At 51.9% G+C, this 18,006-nt stretch carries 21 protein-coding genes; 3 read left to right on the top strand and 18 right to left on the bottom strand.

The window, feature by feature from the left end; translation table 11 throughout:
- Positions 1-296: 296 nt before the first annotated feature.
- The 11 genes from ACLQ7H_RS25685 to ACLQ7H_RS25635 form a co-directional block, all read right to left on the bottom strand.
- The gene (locus ACLQ7H_RS25685; RefSeq protein WP_411755114.1) at positions 297-2,246 is read right to left on the bottom strand and encodes a tetratricopeptide repeat protein; all 1,950 of its coding nucleotides are present in this window, start codon (positions 2,244-2,246) and stop codon (positions 297-299) included.
- Positions 2,247-2,559: 313 nt separating this feature from the next.
- On the bottom strand, positions 2,560-2,958 hold the full coding sequence (locus ACLQ7H_RS25680; protein WP_411755113.1) for a hypothetical protein: 399 nt from the start codon (positions 2,956-2,958) through the stop codon (positions 2,560-2,562).
- On the bottom strand, positions 2,955-5,753 hold the full coding sequence (locus ACLQ7H_RS25675) for a conjugative transfer ATPase (protein ID WP_411755112.1): 2,799 nt from the start codon (positions 5,751-5,753) through the stop codon (positions 2,955-2,957). Before ACLQ7H_RS25675 ends, ACLQ7H_RS25680 begins: the two co-directional genes overlap by 4 nt.
- On the bottom strand, positions 5,753-6,157 hold the full coding sequence (locus ACLQ7H_RS25670; protein ID WP_411755111.1) for a TIGR03751 family conjugal transfer lipoprotein: 405 nt from the start codon (positions 6,155-6,157) through the stop codon (positions 5,753-5,755). The genes ACLQ7H_RS25675 and ACLQ7H_RS25670 overlap by 1 nt, the downstream gene beginning before the upstream one ends.
- A gap of 10 nt (positions 6,158-6,167) precedes the next feature.
- Positions 6,168-7,664: a TIGR03752 family integrating conjugative element protein gene (locus ACLQ7H_RS25665; protein ID WP_411755110.1), complete on the bottom strand. Its 1,497-nt coding sequence runs from the start codon at positions 7,662-7,664 to the stop codon at positions 6,168-6,170.
- Complete coding sequence (locus tag ACLQ7H_RS25660; RefSeq protein ID WP_411755159.1) at positions 7,654-8,565, bottom strand: TIGR03749 family integrating conjugative element protein; 912 nt, start codon at positions 8,563-8,565, stop codon at positions 7,654-7,656. The genes ACLQ7H_RS25665 and ACLQ7H_RS25660 overlap by 11 nt, the downstream gene beginning before the upstream one ends.
- 2 nt (positions 8,566-8,567) lie before the next feature.
- The gene (locus ACLQ7H_RS25655) at positions 8,568-9,221 is read right to left on the bottom strand and encodes a PFL_4703 family integrating conjugative element protein (RefSeq protein ID WP_411755109.1); all 654 of its coding nucleotides are present in this window, start codon (positions 9,219-9,221) and stop codon (positions 8,568-8,570) included.
- A complete protein-coding gene (locus tag ACLQ7H_RS25650; protein WP_411755108.1) occupies positions 9,214-9,597 on the bottom strand; it encodes a TIGR03750 family conjugal transfer protein in 384 nt (127 codons plus the stop codon). Before ACLQ7H_RS25650 ends, ACLQ7H_RS25655 begins: the two co-directional genes overlap by 8 nt.
- Positions 9,598-9,609: 12 nt before the next feature.
- A complete protein-coding gene (locus tag ACLQ7H_RS25645) occupies positions 9,610-9,987 on the bottom strand; it encodes a TIGR03745 family integrating conjugative element membrane protein (protein WP_411755107.1) in 378 nt (125 codons plus the stop codon).
- 35 nt (positions 9,988-10,022) lie between these two features.
- Positions 10,023-10,259, bottom strand: coding sequence for a TIGR03758 family integrating conjugative element protein (locus ACLQ7H_RS25640; protein WP_411755106.1), 237 nt, complete (start codon positions 10,257-10,259; stop codon positions 10,023-10,025).
- Positions 10,259-10,567, bottom strand: a complete 309-nt coding sequence (locus ACLQ7H_RS25635) for an RAQPRD family integrative conjugative element protein (protein WP_411755105.1) — start codon at positions 10,565-10,567, stop codon at positions 10,259-10,261. Before ACLQ7H_RS25635 ends, ACLQ7H_RS25640 begins: the two co-directional genes overlap by 1 nt.
- Before the next feature lie 222 nt (positions 10,568-10,789).
- Between ACLQ7H_RS25635 and ACLQ7H_RS25630 the strand changes: the two genes are divergently transcribed.
- The 3 genes from ACLQ7H_RS25630 to ACLQ7H_RS25620 all read left to right on the top strand — a co-directional run bounded on the left by ACLQ7H_RS25630 (position 10,790) and on the right by ACLQ7H_RS25620 (position 12,225).
- Positions 10,790-10,990 carry a stability determinant gene (locus ACLQ7H_RS25630; RefSeq protein WP_411755104.1) on the top strand — a complete coding sequence of 67 codons (201 nt, stop codon included), beginning with the start codon at positions 10,790-10,792 and terminating at the stop codon, positions 10,988-10,990.
- Positions 10,977-11,252, top strand: coding sequence for a type II toxin-antitoxin system RelE/ParE family toxin (locus ACLQ7H_RS25625; RefSeq protein WP_411755103.1), 276 nt, complete (start codon positions 10,977-10,979; stop codon positions 11,250-11,252). The genes ACLQ7H_RS25630 and ACLQ7H_RS25625 overlap by 14 nt, the downstream gene beginning before the upstream one ends.
- Before the next feature lie 241 nt (positions 11,253-11,493).
- Positions 11,494-12,225: a hypothetical protein gene (locus ACLQ7H_RS25620; RefSeq protein WP_411755102.1), complete on the top strand. Its 732-nt coding sequence runs from the start codon at positions 11,494-11,496 to the stop codon at positions 12,223-12,225.
- Positions 12,226-12,267: 42 nt separating this feature from the next.
- On the opposite strand, the gene ACLQ7H_RS25615 is transcribed toward ACLQ7H_RS25620, so the two are convergent.
- From ACLQ7H_RS25615 to ACLQ7H_RS25585, 7 genes are all read right to left on the bottom strand, one after another.
- The gene (locus ACLQ7H_RS25615) at positions 12,268-12,672 is read right to left on the bottom strand and encodes a hypothetical protein (protein WP_411755101.1); all 405 of its coding nucleotides are present in this window, start codon (positions 12,670-12,672) and stop codon (positions 12,268-12,270) included.
- Positions 12,673-12,716: 44 nt separating this feature from the next.
- On the bottom strand, positions 12,717-13,712 hold the full coding sequence (locus ACLQ7H_RS25610; RefSeq protein WP_411755100.1) for a hypothetical protein: 996 nt from the start codon (positions 13,710-13,712) through the stop codon (positions 12,717-12,719).
- 85 nt (positions 13,713-13,797) lie between these two features.
- Positions 13,798-14,556, bottom strand: a complete 759-nt coding sequence (locus ACLQ7H_RS25605; RefSeq protein WP_411755099.1) for a TIGR03747 family integrating conjugative element membrane protein — start codon at positions 14,554-14,556, stop codon at positions 13,798-13,800.
- 10 nt (positions 14,557-14,566) lie between these two features.
- Positions 14,567-14,833, bottom strand: a complete 267-nt coding sequence (locus ACLQ7H_RS25600; RefSeq protein ID WP_411755098.1) for a hypothetical protein — start codon at positions 14,831-14,833, stop codon at positions 14,567-14,569.
- Between the two features lie 13 nt (positions 14,834-14,846).
- Positions 14,847-16,943: a type IV conjugative transfer system coupling protein TraD gene (traD, locus tag ACLQ7H_RS25595; RefSeq protein ID WP_411755097.1), complete on the bottom strand. Its 2,097-nt coding sequence runs from the start codon at positions 16,941-16,943 to the stop codon at positions 14,847-14,849.
- A 3-nt stretch (positions 16,944-16,946) separates the two neighbouring features.
- Positions 16,947-17,504: a restriction endonuclease gene (locus tag ACLQ7H_RS25590; protein WP_411755096.1), complete on the bottom strand. Its 558-nt coding sequence runs from the start codon at positions 17,502-17,504 to the stop codon at positions 16,947-16,949.
- Entirely contained in the window at positions 17,501-17,986 is a 486-nt protein-coding gene (locus tag ACLQ7H_RS25585; RefSeq protein WP_411755158.1) for an integrating conjugative element protein, read from the bottom strand. Before ACLQ7H_RS25585 ends, ACLQ7H_RS25590 begins: the two co-directional genes overlap by 4 nt.
- Positions 17,987-18,006 lie beyond the last annotated feature (20 nt).

The following is an 18,006-nucleotide window of genomic DNA, read 5'->3' as shown; positions in this document are numbered from 1 at the left end:
GGGACAAAACCGCAGGGTGACGTGCATTGATGACAAAAACAGCAAACAACTCTAAATGCGTTGGGGGAAATTAGGGGAGTAACCACCGTGACCGCTATTGATGATCTATCAAGATAGTGATACTGGTAGTAGGTGTTACTAAATCTGATCGTCGGCTAAGAGCGAGAAGCGGAAATTAACATATCTTTTAAAATGGCCTAATTTAGCTATCCACTATAATATTGTTCTATAGCAACGAGCTTATGCCCTATATCCATGATTCTTTGAATGAATTAGGACTCTAAGCTCGTTGCTAATTAAGAAGAACAATTTAAAATAAATGGAATATCCTTTCGAAGCTTATGCGAAAGCTCATGATCAGGATAATACTTTACTGCCAGTTTCCAGACACGGCTTGCCTCATCATAATTTCTCGAATTCCAGTAAAGGCCTCCAAGATTGAACAATGCTAGTTCGTTTTTATCATTTATTGATAAGCATTTCTCATAAGAATCGATCGCTTCTTGAATGTATCCTTGAAATTCATAGGCAACAGCGACTTGGAACCAGCTAAAATCATCAGGTTGGATTTTTTCAGCTTGCTCAACCAAAATAGGCAAGCTTTCTTTGAAACGACCAAGATGATTCAGAGCTACTCCGAGACAATATCCATATTCACCACCCGCCATTTCATAAGCTTTACGGAAATGCTTCTCTGCATCGTCCCACTCGTCTTCATCCTGTGCCCAATGACCTATACGATCCCACAGGAAAGCACTATCTTCATTACTAACATTATTTATTCGCAGTTCAAATTCTTTCTTAAAATCATGGTACGAATGTTTAGTTAAATTATCATTTACTCTTAAGTAATTTTTCGCCAATAGAATTTCTCTCGATGCTTCAGGGTGATTCGGATACATTTCTAAAAAACGAGCCCAAAAAGGCAAACTTAGCTTAGCAGAAGCAGTCGAAGTTCGACAGAACGTTGCAACTAGCATTAAGCACCATTTCCATAAGTCCTCTTTATTATCATTTCGAGTTAATAGATTGTTAATCTCCCTATATGCCGAACGATAATCCCCCATATTGAAAAGAGTGTTTATTCTCCACTTTTCAGCATAAATGATTTTATGTTGATGATTTCCTGGGAAAAGCACCATATCTAAATATTCTAATGCCAGTTCATAATTACCCCTGTGATTATGAATTACTCCAACAGCTAAATTAGCCTCGCTTAAGTTAGGTTCTAATTCAAGTGCCTTCTTATAGCATTCAAATGCTTCATTTTCATTCCCGAGATTTGAGTAACTACTACCCATATTTTTGTAACATTGCGCAGCTAATTTCTCTGCTTCAATCATATGTTCAAGAGCGGTCTTATATTCTTGAATAGCTTCTTCATCCCTATCAAGAGCTGCAAGTCCATTACCTATTGAATAGCATAAACTTCCCTTGGTTATATTACCCTCATCCATTCTATGTCTAAGATATTGTATACCATCCAAAACCCTTTCTTCATTGCCATTAACTCTGTCCATAGCTTTATTTATTTCCGACATATATGGAAAGATCATAGCCGGATGGTCAGAGCCGAAAATAGCTAAAAACTCATCAAAATTAGCACTTATTACATCATCATGATTATTTTCATATAATGAATTAAGCAATTCACGAGCTAATTTTTTATCTTCTGGTATATGTATCTTCGGTATGGCTTTATTAATAACCGCACTAAAATTTGAAATAGGCTTTGTTATAAAATCGATTCTTGCATTACGGTTATCTATAGCATTAAATCTAGCTACCTCTGCAATTTCGTGCAAACGAGACTCGGAAATATTCTCAATGAATTTTACAGTTAGAGTTTCTTGCTCAATCCATTGCTTTTCAGATTGTTCATAACTTCGAATCACGCTTTCAGCGAATGTTATTTTTAGATTATTACTTGGAGCATGAAAACACACATAGAACGAATAAGGGTGCATTAATAGATAATTGAGATTGGCTCTGTTAACAGATATGCTAACCGAACCATCATTATTTAATTCTTGCTCAGTACCTTTTAGTTGAACAAACAATCTAATGTTAGTTGCTTGACCATTTGTTGTTATTTCGAGTTGATAGTCTACGCCGTAATCATTTATATCCTTACTTTGAATAAAAAAATCGTTTGAATCTCTGAGGAAATTTTCAAAAGCTGATATTGCAAGTCTTTCAATCCTATGATTTCTATCTCTTTTGGGGAAATCATTTAAATGTTGCATTTTCTGTCCCTGTATACTGTTTGCTGAGATATCAACCCTACTATTAAACTCGATTTCAGTATTTTGGCAACTGTTTAAAGCAACTGTAACAGTCAAGAATCCCCGCTAGCGGTGATGGCGGGCGACAACTTTTGACAACTTCCTCCCATTACCAACTTACTGACCTGTTCCCGGTTGATTAACACATTGTGAGGTCAGGAATGTCCGCTCCTGGCACTGAGCTGCCTGTCAAACCTGATTGGTCCAAGAGTTGTGTAAGATTAGGTACAAGATAGTACAGATAGCCGGTCATTTGACCGGCTTGCAAGAAAGGTTACTGTGATTGAATACCCAGGCGCTCTTCCAACTGCGTCACCAGATACACTGCATCGACCGCATCCGGCAGATTGATGTACCAGCGCGGAGCCTGAACATAATCCTGTGCGGTCGGCCAGCGTAACGTCCCGGTGATCGTCAACAGCAGATTGACACTGCCATCGGCACCGGCGAACTTCACCGCGACGCAACTGTGATGCCCTACCCGGTGCGGCGAACAGGTGATCGAGACCACAAACCGGGTACGCCCCCGGATCTGCTCACACAATTCTGCCAACTGCCCGGCATGTGCCTCACTGATACGCGGGTTACCCTGTGGCGGGGCCTCAAACAACACGCCACCTTCACCACCGTCACCGGCCACAATCTCCAACATGGCCTTCTTCAACTGCATCATGCCGCCGCCTTAGCGATACCGCGAGCCACATCCAGTTGATGTGCAATCTGTTTTGCTGCCGCCAACTCTGACACCCCCCGCGCCTGCATAATCGCCCGTCGTGCCGCCTTCTCCTCTTTCTCGGTCATGCCCAAAGCTAAATATAAGCTCGGCGGTACCGCCCGGAACAGCGCCTCGATGCGGCTCGCCAGTACCACCCCTTCGGTATAACAACGGGGGGTTTTGGTCGCCGACAGCAACATGGCTTTCTGCTCCGCCGTCAATTTCTTGAAGCGGGCGATCTCCTCCACCTCTTCCGGTGGCATCACCAGGCACAGCCACCATTCAATCATGTTGAGCATCTTCTTCGACGTATTCGGGAAATCCTCCAGGTTCTGCGTTGCCAGCCACAGCCAGGCTCCCAGCTTACGCCACATCTTCACAATTTTGACCACGAACGGTGCCAACAGTGGGTTGGTCGTTATCATGTGCGCTTCATCGGTGGCAAAGACGATTTCCCTGTCCAGGAACTGATCGCGCTCGGCAATGTTGTTGATGGTGTTCACCAGCGAGGTGTACGCCACCGCCAGTGCCGCCTCATACCCTTCCCGCGCCAGCGTCCCGAGGTCAATCAACGTCACATCCGCCTCGGGCCAGTTCTCACCAGGGCGGTCAAACAGTTCGCCCAGGAACCCCTGCATAAACACGCCCAGCGATTCCCCCATGTTCTGCGCTCGGGTTCGGCGAACTTCAGGACGCGCTGGATCAGCAGCAAACTGGTACAACGCCGCCTGCAGGTCGCCGGTGACCATCTGCCGCCCCGCGTTATAGGCCGCTCGCGCGGCCACCAGGATGGCCTCACGCATCATGCCCCGGTCAGCCCGCTCCAGCTTGGCCTCTTCCTTCGCTTCCCCTCCGGTGATCATCAGCCTCGCCACAATCTCCAATTCACCCAGGATGTCACGCTCCTCATCGTCATCCTCCTCGTCACTGTCCTCGGTCTCGATACGTTCACTCAGTTCTTCCTCACTCACCAGCACGGCAGGCGTCTCGATCAGACGGTGTGCATCAGCAAACGGAGCCAGGGAAATGCCGCAACCAGGCTTGATGCTGACCTTGTTCACCGTCAGTTCCAGCTCTTCGCAGTAATCCGCAAACAGACCAAAGGAGTTACCGGCTTCGGCAATAAACAGCCGGGGACGGTGGATAGCCATCAACTGCGCAAACAGGCTGTTCAATGTGGCCGATTTCCCCGAACCGGTGGGACCAAACAGCACCAGATGGGCATTCTTGGCGCGATCCTGACTGTTGAGTGGATCAAAGGTCAGCGGTGCGCCCCCCCGATTGAAGAAGGTAAAACCGGGATGCCCGGTGCCGGTATCCCGGCCAAACACTGGCAACAGGTTAGCCATGTGCTGCACAAAGGTCAGGCGGGTATACCAGTGTTTTTTGTCGTGCATCGGGTTAAAGCACATCGGCAATGCCCGCAGGTAGCCGTTGAGCGGGGCAACATCAAACTCCGGTTTCACCGGCTGCAACCCTGCGTTCAACAAGACCGCCGTCAAGTCACGCTGGCGGGTATTCAGCACCTTGACTGTCGGGGCCTTCAGATAGAAGGTCATGCTGCCCCGATACAGCTTGTGCTTTTCCCCCAGATAACGCTTGGCGGTTTCCGAGTCTTCACGCACCCGCTCCGACTCGGTATTCTCGCCAATGGCATTCTTCGCCAGGTGATTAAAGCGCTCTTCCAGCACGTCCTGGGGCTGCACCACCAGGGTCAGCGAGACTACCGTCCCTTCCGGCAGCAAATCCATCAGCGCATTGATATTTTCCCCTTTGCGCGTCTCCCCCGTCAGATGCCCCACGGTGGGCGCCCGGCGCAGGCGGTCAACCGTGACCGCCTTGTGCGGCAGTCCGTCAAACCACCACACACCGCGCTCCACATCCGAACGCGGCGGTGAAAACAGCACCGTCTCACTGAAATCATTTTCCACCGGTAACACACCCGACTCATCATCCTGGTGCGCTGCCGTGCGATACAAGGTCTCTTTATCGACCCAGTCAGGCTCGGGGTTAAACCAGCGCAGCAACCAGGCATGGATCTGCTCCCCATTCTGGCGTGCCGCCACGACTCCGGCACCGGCCAGCGCTGACGAGAGACGTTCACAGACCTGGTTCAACGCCTCTTCGGGCGCATGGGGCTCACGCAGTGCCGGATTGACATAGCGGTAGACCACCATCCGGGTACGGCGTTGCTGGCCGCGCCAGGGTGCGCCGGTGATCGCCTTGTCGATAAACAGCCCCTTGGGTACCGCAATGCCGCGCATATGCCGTTCCATCTCGGTGAGATAGGCTTCAGTAAACGCCGACCCCTGCGCCCAGGGCTTGACGTAAGCACGCAGTTGATCCAGGTATTCGGTGGCGTCGGTTTCATCCTGACAGAAGAACTGGATAACCCACGGGTGCGAATCCCGCTCCTCAAAACTGTCCTGCAGGGCATCTTCCACCACATCGCGGATCTCCTCCAGCCGCTCCGGCGTCCGCCCTTCGGTACCCACCGGCACAATCTCAAATACCGCCCCGACCGACACCCCATCATCGAGCAACAGGCACTGGCTGCGCGGCAGGTACTCGGCCCACGGCAGGTAATCCACAAACGTCGGGTTGTTCGGGTAAAGTGCCTTTTCCTCGGCCACCGTCAGCTTGCCGGTTTTCACCTGCGGCTCACGCGTCAAGACCGCCGTATCCAGGCCATCGTCTTCTGCAGCTGCGGGAGCCTGCTTGCCGATTTTCTTCTTGCTAAACAATGAGAACATTACAGCGCCTCCGTACGTTCACCCGGTAGCGCATACTGCACCCGGCTGTAAAACGGGAATACCGAGCTGTAACCCGGCACTGGCGCGGGCGCATTTCCCGCCATGTGCGGGTAGATATAAATCACCATATCGGGGTTCGGCAGGCGCGGGAACACCTGCTGGATCTCGTTTTCCGCCGTCCGGGTATAGCTCTCCTCGATGGCCTGACGGGCAGCGCTGTCGTCATCGGTCAATCCCCGGCGTAATGTGCTGCGGACCTCGGTGGCCGTCCGTGCCGACGAGCCTTTGTTTTGCCACAACTCCAGCATGGTAGAGTCACCCGGTGGCAGCATTTCATCTTTGGTGGTACTGCAGCCGGTCAACAAGACAGCCAGGCACAGTAAAGGTAAAACTCGCTGTTTCATCAAAACCTCCTCAATCCAGCGTATGCTGCTGGCTGATATTAAAGTCGTACCGAACCTTGCGGCCCTGTACCTCAAAATCAATCGGGATCTGGCGGGTAATATGGACGGCCACCTGGGCACCCGGTGGCACATACACGGCGTCAAACATCTGGCCGTAACGTGCCTTGACCCAGTCGGCCAGTTCATTGGTGCCCCCTGACAAGGCCTTGCCGAGCGCAGCCTGCCCGGCACTGCCGGTCAGCGTACTGGTCACCGTGGTGCCGTCCACCGAGGTGGTGTTCTGGCCGTTCGCCATCGCATCCGCCGCCGCACCGGCACCGGACAACGCGAACAGGGTCGGCAGGTAGGTCGAGGCGTTGGATTTGCGCTCCCCGGACAGGCACGGCACCCCGTTCTCATCGGACAACCAGCCAATGCTGCCGCCGTTCGATTTGCCGTTGCTGCCGTCACTGGATTTGGCCGGAGACGGCACGGTTCGCACGGTGCCATCGGTAAAGACAAAGGTAATGGAATGCACTTCGCCCCGGACACAGGACAACACCCAATCGCCGGTGGCAGTGCCGGAGACAATCGCTCCTTCAACGTCCGGCAGCTCGATACCGTTGGCCGTCAGGTTCTCCTTGCCGATAAGCACTTTAAACGGGTACGGATCGGTGACTTTCCCATCAATCGGCACCCGGCCCAGCAGCGCCGTCATGCCCCGACTGCCAATCAGCGTCGAGTTTTCAGGCAGCGTATACACCGGGGTCGCTTCCTCGATGGCCTGCTGATTTTTCGCCGCCCGATCCAGCTCGGCTTTCTGGCGGGAAATTTCGTTGTCATCCAGGCTGGCAAAAGAACTCGGGAACTGGAAACTGCCGGTGCCTGCCGCCGTGCCCACGGCAGCGGCCCCGATGACCGGTTTACCGTTGCGGTCAAGCTGCACGGCGTCCTGTGGCTCAATCCACATCACGCCGCCACTCACGGTGCCCGTTGCCCCGTCACTGCCCTCCAGGCCCAGCCCAATCGGCAAATCACCCTGCTGTCCCTGCCCTGATGCGGATGAACCGGCAGACGGCGGCTGACCTGACTGACCGCCCATCCCCTTCAGATTTTCAATCAGCGTTGCCAGGCGCTGCTGCTCTGCCTGAAGTTTCTGCCGGGCCTGCACCTCTTCCTGCTTCGCCACATTGACCGCATCACGTATGCGGTTATCGACATTCACCCCGCCTTCTTTGAGGGTGGCGTTCTCTTCCGACAGCGTGACGTTCTGCCGCTCCAGACTGGCCTGCTTGTCCTGGATAACCTTCAGACGCGCCACCAGGGTTCGCAGGGTATCTTCCGGGGTATCCCCCTCGATACCGAGGATCTGCAGCTCCTCATCGGTCAGGTCAGCCACCGTATTCGTTTTGACGGTCGATGAGGCCGGTGGGGTACCTGAACCACAGGATTTCACCCCAATGGCGATGGCAATAAACAACACCACCGGCACCAGGACTTTCAACAGGGTATTGGATTTAATTTGCATGAGTCTGCCCTCCTGACGAGGTTCGCGCCTTGCCCTTCACGGTAGGGGCCACCGGCTCTGGCAGAAATGCCGCGTCAGGGCGTCCCTGCATCACCAGGTACAGCAGGGTAGTGTCTTCCGGTGTACCGGCAGCACCCAGCCAGCGATGTTGGAAGGTCGCCGAATGGAAGGTGCCCTGCAAACGACGTGGGTCGAGTACCACTTTCCCTGACCGCTGATTGGTCAGCTTCAGGGCGACCACGTTGTACCCCTGAACACCCCATGCCGCCAGCGGGCGCACCGTGACCGGCTCGGAGGGCAGCAGTGAGGTAATGTTCGATGACAGGCCATGCGAAATGGCATGTACCCCCGGCAACGCTTCAATCGTACGCAGAGGGGCATAGAGGTTTTGTGCCGCGTAGCGGGTCAGGGCAATCGGCAACGGCGTCGTGATACGTGGGGTCGTGTCTTTGGCGGAGGTCTGGCCCTTACCCTGGGTGGTGGCCGTCTCCTCTGCACTGACCGAGGTGTTATCGCTGCCGGTCGCACTGGAGACCTCGCCCTGATAGACCAGGCTCACAGGCTCACGCACCTGCTTGCCCTCCAGGCCGGTGATATCCAGCAGGATAAGCTCACCATTCTCCACGTCCTGCAGTTGCAACCGCGTGGTGGCAAAGGCGCTGCTCGCCTGCAGGTACACGGCACCGCCGGTGCTCTGCACCCGCAATTTGCCATTCAACTCGGGAGGGAAACCCACCCGGACGTTCTTGTTCACAAACACGATGCGCTCCTGACCCACGGTCAGCGGCACCTGCAGCGGGATACGCTCCCACTTCATCAGTTCCACCGCCTCAACCGGCAGGCTCACGGCGCACACGGGGCCCAACAGGGCCAGATATAAAGGAAGATAACGGGTAGACATCATCAGAACAGTCCTTTCTTCTCGACCGGCGCGACCGGAGCCGCCTCCAGGCGTTGCGGGATATCGGCGTAGCAATCGAGTGCCAGACCGAAGGGATTGGCTTCCGGGTTCTGATCCCAGCGCACAATCTTCAGCGGGTAACGCACCAGGGCACGTTTCACCGGTTCGGTGTGGTAATACTCATCGGCCACCAGATCCAGGCGCACGATCCAGCTATCGCGGCTCACCACCGTGACACTGTCGTCCTTGTAACCTCGCCCAGGGACTTCAGAGATCCCCCTGACGCGTTCACGCAGTTCCCCGGCAGATTTGCGCTGTTTCGCATCCTTGTTGAGCCACTCTTCACACGTCGGCGTCAGATAAGCAGACAGGGTGCCGATACGGTACTCATAGTCGGTATTGCCGTCTTTCGGCCAGGAGTTCAGTTGCTGGAAGATGTAAAATGCAAAGCTGTACACCGTGGGAGGCGGGATTTCCCACCAGGCGCGGGTCGAACCCGAGCGCAGATCGGGCGGGTTATGAACGGTCAGATTACGCGGTGACAACATCCAGCCTGCGAGAGCCACCATCAGCAGAACCATCAACACCCCGCAGGCTCCACGCAGGGTTGAAATATGGCGGTCACGCGCATTGACCGCACTTCTGTACTTACTCATCAAACTCCTCCTGGAACTGGCGAATGACCGGCGTTGAACGGCGCAATGCCCAGGTCTGGCTACGGTGTATCAAGTGGGGATTACCCATCCGCTGACGGCTCAGCCACAGCTCAACACGCCGGTACAGATAGTTCTCCGGTTTACCGCGCTTGAAGCGAGCCATCAGTTTGCCGCCGAAGAACACCGTAAACAGCGGCATCAATAAGCTGACGGTAGGAAAAGCCAACCAGCCGATGAACGGCGCAAAGGGTATGGCGACCACCAGGCCGCCCAGTACGCTCAACCCCGCTGTCATAAACAGCTCCGGCGTAGTAAAGCCTTTGAACACGATAGGCTCGGCATTGAGCCTGTCAGGCAAAAACGAGATGGTCGCCATACCGTACCTGCCTTAGCCTACGATGACCGTGGCCGCTTTGGTTGCCAGCCAGATTACCGCGACCACAAGCACGATACCGACCACGACCAACATACCGAATTTGGCCCACGTGGATTTCCCCTGCTGCACTTCAGCAAAGGTGGCAATAATGGCGTTCGCCACAACCAGCAGCGCCACAGCCGCCAGAATTAAGCCACCCAGCACGATGCCGTCATTCACATAGCCAGAAATCTGGCCGTAGAATGAACTATCGGTGCTGGATTTGGGGCCTTCCACGGTCGGTAAAGCTGCCTGGGCGGACGTGACTGCCGTTAACGCCAGCAGCAGGGTGGACTGACGGACACGCTGTGCGACATGGCGGGCGGAAGAGAAAAGAGACGGCAAATTCATGGTAGTTTCCTTACAAATGAAGAAGAGATAAATGATTAACTGGCGAATAAATACAGACTGACCAACAGCAAGATGACGACACGCACCACGAAGCGTTGAACGGCAGGCCCTTTGATGTTGCCTGCCGCATAGCCCCGATAGACGTGAACAAATCCCCACCCTGCCCACAACGTCAATACCGCTATCAATGAACCGATAAACAGCAGGTTCAGGACGGCGGGCTCAACGTTGCCAGCAGCGGCTTTAAACGCGGCGGTCTGTGTTTCATTCATTACCGACGCTCCTGGCGGTATTGCCCGGAGACTGACGATGTGGTGGGTTGAGCGCGGGAAGGTTCGAGGTAAAACGCAATCCCCCGGCGCATCGTGTTGACGTCCTGCGTGGCCCGCAGATAGTCAAAATGAAAACGCCCGGACTGGCCGTCCTGAACCGCCACCACACGGGCTCGCTCCAGGCTGGCCTGCACCTGATCCAACTGCTTCATGACCAGGGCCAACTCGTCTTTCTCGCTGGACTGGACGGACAGCGCGGTGAACAAACTGCCTGCGAGACACAACGCCCGCAGCGGTGCTATGTGCATGGGAACCTCCTTTTCGAGTAATGGATGCAAGGCAGAGCTTGGCGAAAAAGCGGGGGAGGGTCAGCAAACAACTAGAATGGGATTTTGAAAATTTACGAAGGGCCAAACAGCGTGGCGGGAAGATCTGCAGGCTTGCTATTCCGCCTGTTGCTCACGGCTTGGTCTGAACAATGGAACAGGCTATACTGGTTAAAAGGTCAACAAGATAAGGAATGAGCCGCCATGACAACCAAACTGTCCCCCATCGTGTCCGAGTTTGAAACGCAAGAACAGGCAGACAGCTATGACCGCTGGTTCCGCGCCAAAGTACAGGCGGCATTGGACGATCCGCGTCCTGGTATTCCCCATGATGAAGCGATGGCAACGTTAGATCGGCTTCTGGAAGAAAAACGGGCATTGAGGGCGAAACGTGCAGTTGGTTAAATGGAAAGAATCAGCACTGAATGACTTGGCAGAGATCATTGATTATATTGAGCAATACAACCCTGTTGCGAGCAGTAAGTTGCACCGCCAGATCGTACACGTAACAGAGAATCTCCCTCAACATCCCTACCTTTACCGTCCAGGCAGAGTTTCGGGTACACGGGAAATCGTCGCTCATCCTAATTATCTGGTTATTTACCATATTGACGAACTGCAAATAGAAATTTTGCGGGTACTACATGCTCGTCAGGAGTATCCCTGAAGTCTGAAAGGAAAATAGTTCCGTGAAGAGTAAAAAATACAATGCTGAATATAACTCGTTTTGAAACGTAAGTAATTTAAACTCTGAACATAAAGACAGATTTTCGCATTAAAATCCAGTTCTGGCCGATCCTTGCTTGTTCCGAGCAAGTGCTAAGCGCTAAAATCTGCATTTGGTAAGTAGACGGGTAAATACCGGAACATAATGTTGTTATTTACATATAATAAATAAGGATGCAATAATGTTGACTATAAATGAAAACTGGAATCCTCTTCAGCGTGCACTTAAAAATGCCTTAACACAGGGCGTCATTGATGAAGTTAAAGATATAGCATGTCAGCTACATGGGCTTGTGCATACGGCATCCGTCTGTGGAGGAAGACAAAAAACGTTTCAGGATGAAATTTTGGATAATGTCAATGAAAGCACCTTTCGTCATGTAACTAGTCCAAAATATCAGGGATATCGAACACTTGCATTTTATGTGTTCCATATGACCCGGATAGAAGACATTTGCGCAAACGTGCTTATCGCAAATGAACAACAGGTGATTTTCGAACATCTGTGGCTAGAGAAAATGAATATATCCTTCCAGGATACTGGCAATGCTATGACAGAAAATGAAATGAATTTGTTTTCAGCATCAATCAACAGGGAAGCTCTTCTGGCTTATCGCCTCTCTGTAGGTCAGAAAACTCAGAGAATAATAAAACAACTTTCAAAAGCTCAGCTCAAAATGCATCCAGAAAAACATCAAATAGAACGCATTCTTAGCGAGAGAAGCGTACTTGAGCATCCTGATTCCATTTGGTTACTTGACTACTGGCAGCAAAAAAATATCGGAGGGTTATTGATGATGCCCCTGACCAAACATCAAATACTTCATCTTAATGATTGCCTTGGCATTATAAAAAAAGAACGAAAAACTTCTCAATTAACTAAAAGTGCCACTTCTATTTGGCAGAAAGAGTGACACTTTAAAACTGCATTGACAAAAATAAGCGCTGATGCCTTGTTATGTATTAAGCTCCACCTTAATTCTTAAATGCACACCTGAAAGCCTTGCTTTTGAACGGACATCTAATCTGTTGTAACCAGCCTCATGTTTTTGCTGAACCGCAAAATCTTGATACCACGAGTTTATAGGTCCCATATAAACAGGGACTGAAACTTCATCAAATTGATCAGCAGTGATATCTATAACAAGACCATCTTGCTCTAGCCAAGCATGACTATATCCATTATCGCGCTGACCAGCAACATATAGAAAACAGCCATAACCTAGTTCTTTGAGAAGCTCCGCTAACACTTCACAAGTGTCCCCACATGATCCTCGCGAGAAATTTCTGAACGTAACCGGTAAATTTGACTTATCCATTCGTTCGAATCCCGCTCTAATTTTTTCTAAATCTTTCTTCATAGGTAACGCGGGTTCATAACACTGAGTATCGTGGCTATACATGATTACATGTCCGCAAATTTTACTGATTTTAAAAAAGCCTGCATGTTTGAGTTTGGTGCTTCTACTTCAAAGCTCCCATACTTTTCCTTTAGAGCTGGCCAGAGTCTCTTCAAATAACCTTGGCGACGATAAAAAGGGTGTATCCAAACGGTAGACAAATATGGCTTTTCAACTTCTGAAGTGTTCATCGTAACTAGCCCTACTAAACACTCCCTAAACCCACTACCATCCAAAGTTAGAAATTCTTCCAAAAAAGGATACGCAATTACACTGCTCCAACCTTCATTAGATGTATTCCAACTCATACCATCATGGAATTCTCTCGACTGATAACGACGAATAGCTACACAAGCAAGCTTTTGCCAGTCAGGCGAGGAGATGGTGATTTCTTCATCGTAGCGAGCCCCTGTTGGAGCCGGAATAGGCCTGATTAAACCAGAATTACATTCGTCGTAAAATTTATTTTCAGCAACATTAATATCTGTCGTTTCATCAAGACCGGTGTGAGCAACATTTACAAACAGTTCAGGCAGAAGAGAGTCATTTGTGTACTCTCTTCTTACTATTTCAGGTCGTTGTTGTTGTTTATTTAACCCTCGAAAAACCTCGCCATGATCAATACTAACGACATGGAATAAACCTTCAGGGAGGCTAGAAAACCAAGATGGGCTATCAGCCCAGTATAACATTGTTGAATTACACCTTAACTCTTTGATTAAGTTAACACACGCTTCTTCGCTTGTATGGCCAGCAATCAATAAAATACGAGGTATGAAAAAGCTATTTAAATGAGGATACATAGCTGCACAAAATTCCTGTAAGGCTTTGAGCACATTTTGACGACAAGTGTCGTCGTAGCTAGTAATAACCAGCGGAACATCATCTTTTTTTGATTCATTTTCAATCAGGCAGTCTATTGCCAGACCGACTGCTCTGCGTTGTATGTCAGACAAGCTTAATGAGTCCAAAAATCGAGTCTTACATGTACGTATATCCATATGCTGCCTCTATTGACATTAGATAAAGCCACTTAGTGGGAACTATGTAGCCATAGAGAAATTAGGTCAATCAATACGCATTTAATCACAAATATTTCTTAAATGATCCCATCGTCACCGATATCGCCAGCCCCATCAGCAGCGCAGCAGGCAGCAACAGCAGGTTCGGATACACCGAGAACGGTGCAGACAGATAGAGGATGCAGGGAATATAGACAGCCGGTTTCACAAATCGCTTGGCATGGTGATACAGAAAGCTCGATTCATACCCCGCGCCGTAACGCCGCAGATCACGCCTTACCATCCCGTCAACAATCCCCACCAGGGCCACCAAAACAAACAGCGGCACCGACAACACCAGGATGGTGACTCGCATCAGGAAAACCAGCGTGACATACATCGAGGCCATCAGATATTCACGCGCCGCCTGTATCAACCAGGCTCCACTGACATTCAGGCCATCCGTCAGGGCATTACCGCTGTTACTTGACTGCGCTGACTGGAGCCACCCCAGAAAACCACTGTTCACAAACAGCCTCTGGTAGCCAACGGTTATCCAGGTACTCACCGTGGTCACCGGCGCAGACAGCAACAAACTACGGGTAAACCCTTCAGAGAAATAACTACTTTCCGTCACCATCACCGCACGGCTGTGCTCGGCTCCCAGTTCCGGCCAAAAGAAGGCAATCCCGATGTACTCGACTATCAAGCTAAACAACAGGGAGACCAGTAACATGCCGACTACCCGCCAGGGCATGTCCCACAATACCGTCATCAACACACCATGCGGTTTAGGTGGCTGGGCCTGCTGAACCGATTGCGGGGAAGAAGATGCTTGTGCCATTACCCTCTCCTTAATGCAACGCCAGGACTTCCAGCTCACACTGCAGCAGCATGGACTGGGCATTGATTGTCACCCAAATGCCCACCTGGTTAGCCGGGCTCGGCTCCTGCTCACGTCGGGCGACATACCCTAATCCGCTTAACGCTGCCACTATCTCTGGAGCAAACGGTGTTGAACAGTGCTGGTTTTTCAGCACCGCCATGATATCGCGAGGCACCTCTGCAGACTGCCCCAGACTGGATGCCAGCACAACACTGACACGATACTGTTGTTTCATTGAATTTCCCTTATCAGACCACGTTATTGTCACTATCCGGTGCCCGATCTCCCGGCAAGGCCGTTCCCGACCACCAGGTATCGCCCGTGCGGTAATTTTTCTTCATGTACTCAGCAATCTTCCCCAGACTTTCCGGCATCAAGGCATCATTCCCCGCCGCTGGCAACGGCATACGGATCTTCCACAGTTTGCCCCCTTCCAGCAAGGCAAAGGCCTGGCCTTTAGGCAGGTTTATCACATTGGCTGGAGTGATCAGTGGGGTACGCACCGAGCTGACCCTGTCTTGAGTATTAGACGTAAAGTCACTACCCATTTCCGGGTTAGAAATATCGGTGACGCCAGACACCAGGGTTTTGGTATATACCTCTACTTCAGGCAGTTGTTTCGTCATCAGTTCTGCCGTTTCAGTATGCCGAACGCGCAGCATCACCAGGCTGTTGAAGTTACCGACCACCTGAGCGGCTTTGGCTGCACTGCCCAACCGCGCCTCGATGTCCGGGAGAGTCTGCGTATAGGCTGTCACCTCGATACCCGCACCGCCCCCTTTGTTGATAAGCGGGATAAACTCATCACCCATCAGTTCGTTAAACTCGTCACAATGGAGGCTAATGGGGGTTTTCTTCTCATCCTCCACAGGCAAACCATCATTGATACCAAACTTATAGATATGACCGGCTACGCTCACCAGGTCGGCAAACATGCTGTTGCCCACCGCCGCCGCCACCTCAGGGTCTGACAACGCATCCAGGCCGATATAGACAATGCCCTTCTTACGGATCACCTGCTGCCAGTCAAAAATGGGACGCGGATCGGTCAGGTCGGTATAGTCCGGTGAGATGAGTTGCGCCGTCTTGCCGGAGGTCAGTTTCTCCAGCAACGGCAACAGGCTGGCGACAATCTTGTCATAGTATTTCTGGTCATAGCGAACAGACGAGCGCAGGCCATCCAGGATAGGGTCATACACCCGTTTTCCCTCATCACTCCCCAAAACATTCTCAATCGCCACGATACGCATTGAGCGCCCCTCCATATGCCGGGGAATATCACGCTCATCGAGAACGGGCACCAGACTCTCAATCTGCAGCCACAACGCCGGGGCATGTTGCGACAGGTAAAACTCGGCGTAGTTTTCATAGAGGTCACTGATGTTATTGACGTAACGCATAATCAGACCAAAGTCAGGCCGTTGTCCCAGGGCAACCAGGCCACGGGCGATAATGTTGACAAACCGCCAGGCAAACTCCCGAAACACCGCATTGTTACCACCGCCTTCCAATTGTCCAGCCACACGGGTAGCAACCTCAGAAATACGGTTGAAACGGCCCACGGCGTTATAGCGGGCACTGATGTCGGGCCACCCCAGGTGAAACACCTGCAGTTCGCTGGCGCGACCGGCGCGGTGGGCTTCGGCGTAAATACGCTTGAGCAGATCCGCATCCCCTTTCGGGTCAAAGACAATGGTGACATTGCCACGCCGGATATCCTGGGTGATCAGCAGCTCTGCCAGGCGGGTCTTCCCGACGCGGGTAGTGCCCAGAACCAGCATATGTCCCACCCGCTCCAGCAGGCTCAGCGACACATTGACCTCATCAGGTTCAATACCGTGCAATGCGGGCTTACCGCCGACGTCCGGCAGTGGACGTACCGGATTGAACGCCGACTGGCTGGAAAGCCATTTGCACAAGGTGGGGTAACGGTATTCGTAACGTTGTTCAAAGCGACGCGCCGCCTGGTACAGCGCCGGGGGATTCACATAGCGTTCCACTTCGGGGCGCAATGTCGCCAGCAGGCGCTGGGTATGTTTCTGTTCCCATAAAAATCCGCGCCCCAGGAACAAACGTTGGTGACTCACTGGCACCTCAGCGCTGGTCATCACATAACGCGGTAAACGGCGGATATTGCGCCGATAGCGCAGCACCCTGAACCCTTCACGGGTCCGTTTCAGCGCAAACACGGCAAACCCACCGGCAGTGACATAGCTGACAACAGGAGCCAACGCCACCGCCCAGGGCGCTGTCACACAGATATAGCTGGCACAGGCGGCAACAACTGCGGTATTTAGCTCGACAGCCGGTCGCAACATCGCCTCAATCACATAACGATCACTCATTGTTCATTCCTCATTCAGTAGCCAGGGTCGTTGCCCGTCGATAAGGTCAAGTAACCGCTGACCACTGATAAACTCGATATTGGGGAAACCTTTCCGCGCCTCGCGGGATTTCAAACCCGTTCGCCCGGTATGCACAAACAGCCCCCGGCAACGTTCGCGGCAGACCAACGCCCCAAATGCCGCCACATGGGCCGGTGTGATGGTGCGGGCATAGCGTTTGGCCTGGATAAGGTAACGTTTGCCATGAATCCACACCTGCCCATCTAATCCGCCATCACCGCTATAATGCCGGTTGCGTTTGATGCGATATCCCCGGCGTTCGAATGCAGTCAGTAGCAATTCTTCAAACACATAGGGGTTCACTTTACGCAGATAATTCAGACGTTGGCCGTCACCGGCCAACTGAGGAAGACGCGCCAGAACACGTTGAGCCTGACGCTGATAACGTCGGTGGCGACTGACTTTCGCGCCAATCAGTAACGCTATCCAGCACAGCACGCTAAGTAAAAGCAGCCACCAAACCAAAGGTCCCAGACTCTCCAGCATCAGGCCCGATCTCATTGTTCCAATCCCTTTTCCGTCAACAACACCGGGTAATGGGTCAGCCCCAGCCGCTTCGCCAGATCACTGCCCGAGACCGGTAACAACTCCAGCCCATCCGCGTGTTTCTTCAGGTCATTGAGCGCTCCCTCGCTGGCAACGTTAACAACCAGGCCCACCGCGTTTAACTGCACCAGAGCATCCCGACGCAGTGACAGCCAACGACGCGACGGGTCATCATCACCAATCAAAAACATCGGGCGCATCCCCGGCAGAGTCAGTGCCCTGGCCTCCACCTTGCCGGGTGTCAGCTCAGGGGTACTGATGGGCAAAACGGTAAGCGGAATAACAGACAACGGCTCTGTCTGGGATGCCGTGGCTTTGCCTTGATTATTGATGCCCTCAAAATACGTTGCTGTAGGCTGGCCGCCCAAATCGGCTACGACAGTGAGTTCAGCCTGGACGATAAAACTGGCGACACCCAATACCAGCACACAGATCAGGCGGGGCAATAAACGTGGAC

The sequence above is a fragment of the Serratia sp. (in: enterobacteria) genome (genome assembly GCF_046715635.1).
Lineage (GTDB): Bacteria > Pseudomonadota > Gammaproteobacteria > Enterobacterales > Enterobacteriaceae > Chania.
The sequence above is the reverse complement of the archived record's forward strand: the minus strand, read 5'-3'. Positions and strand labels throughout refer to the sequence as shown.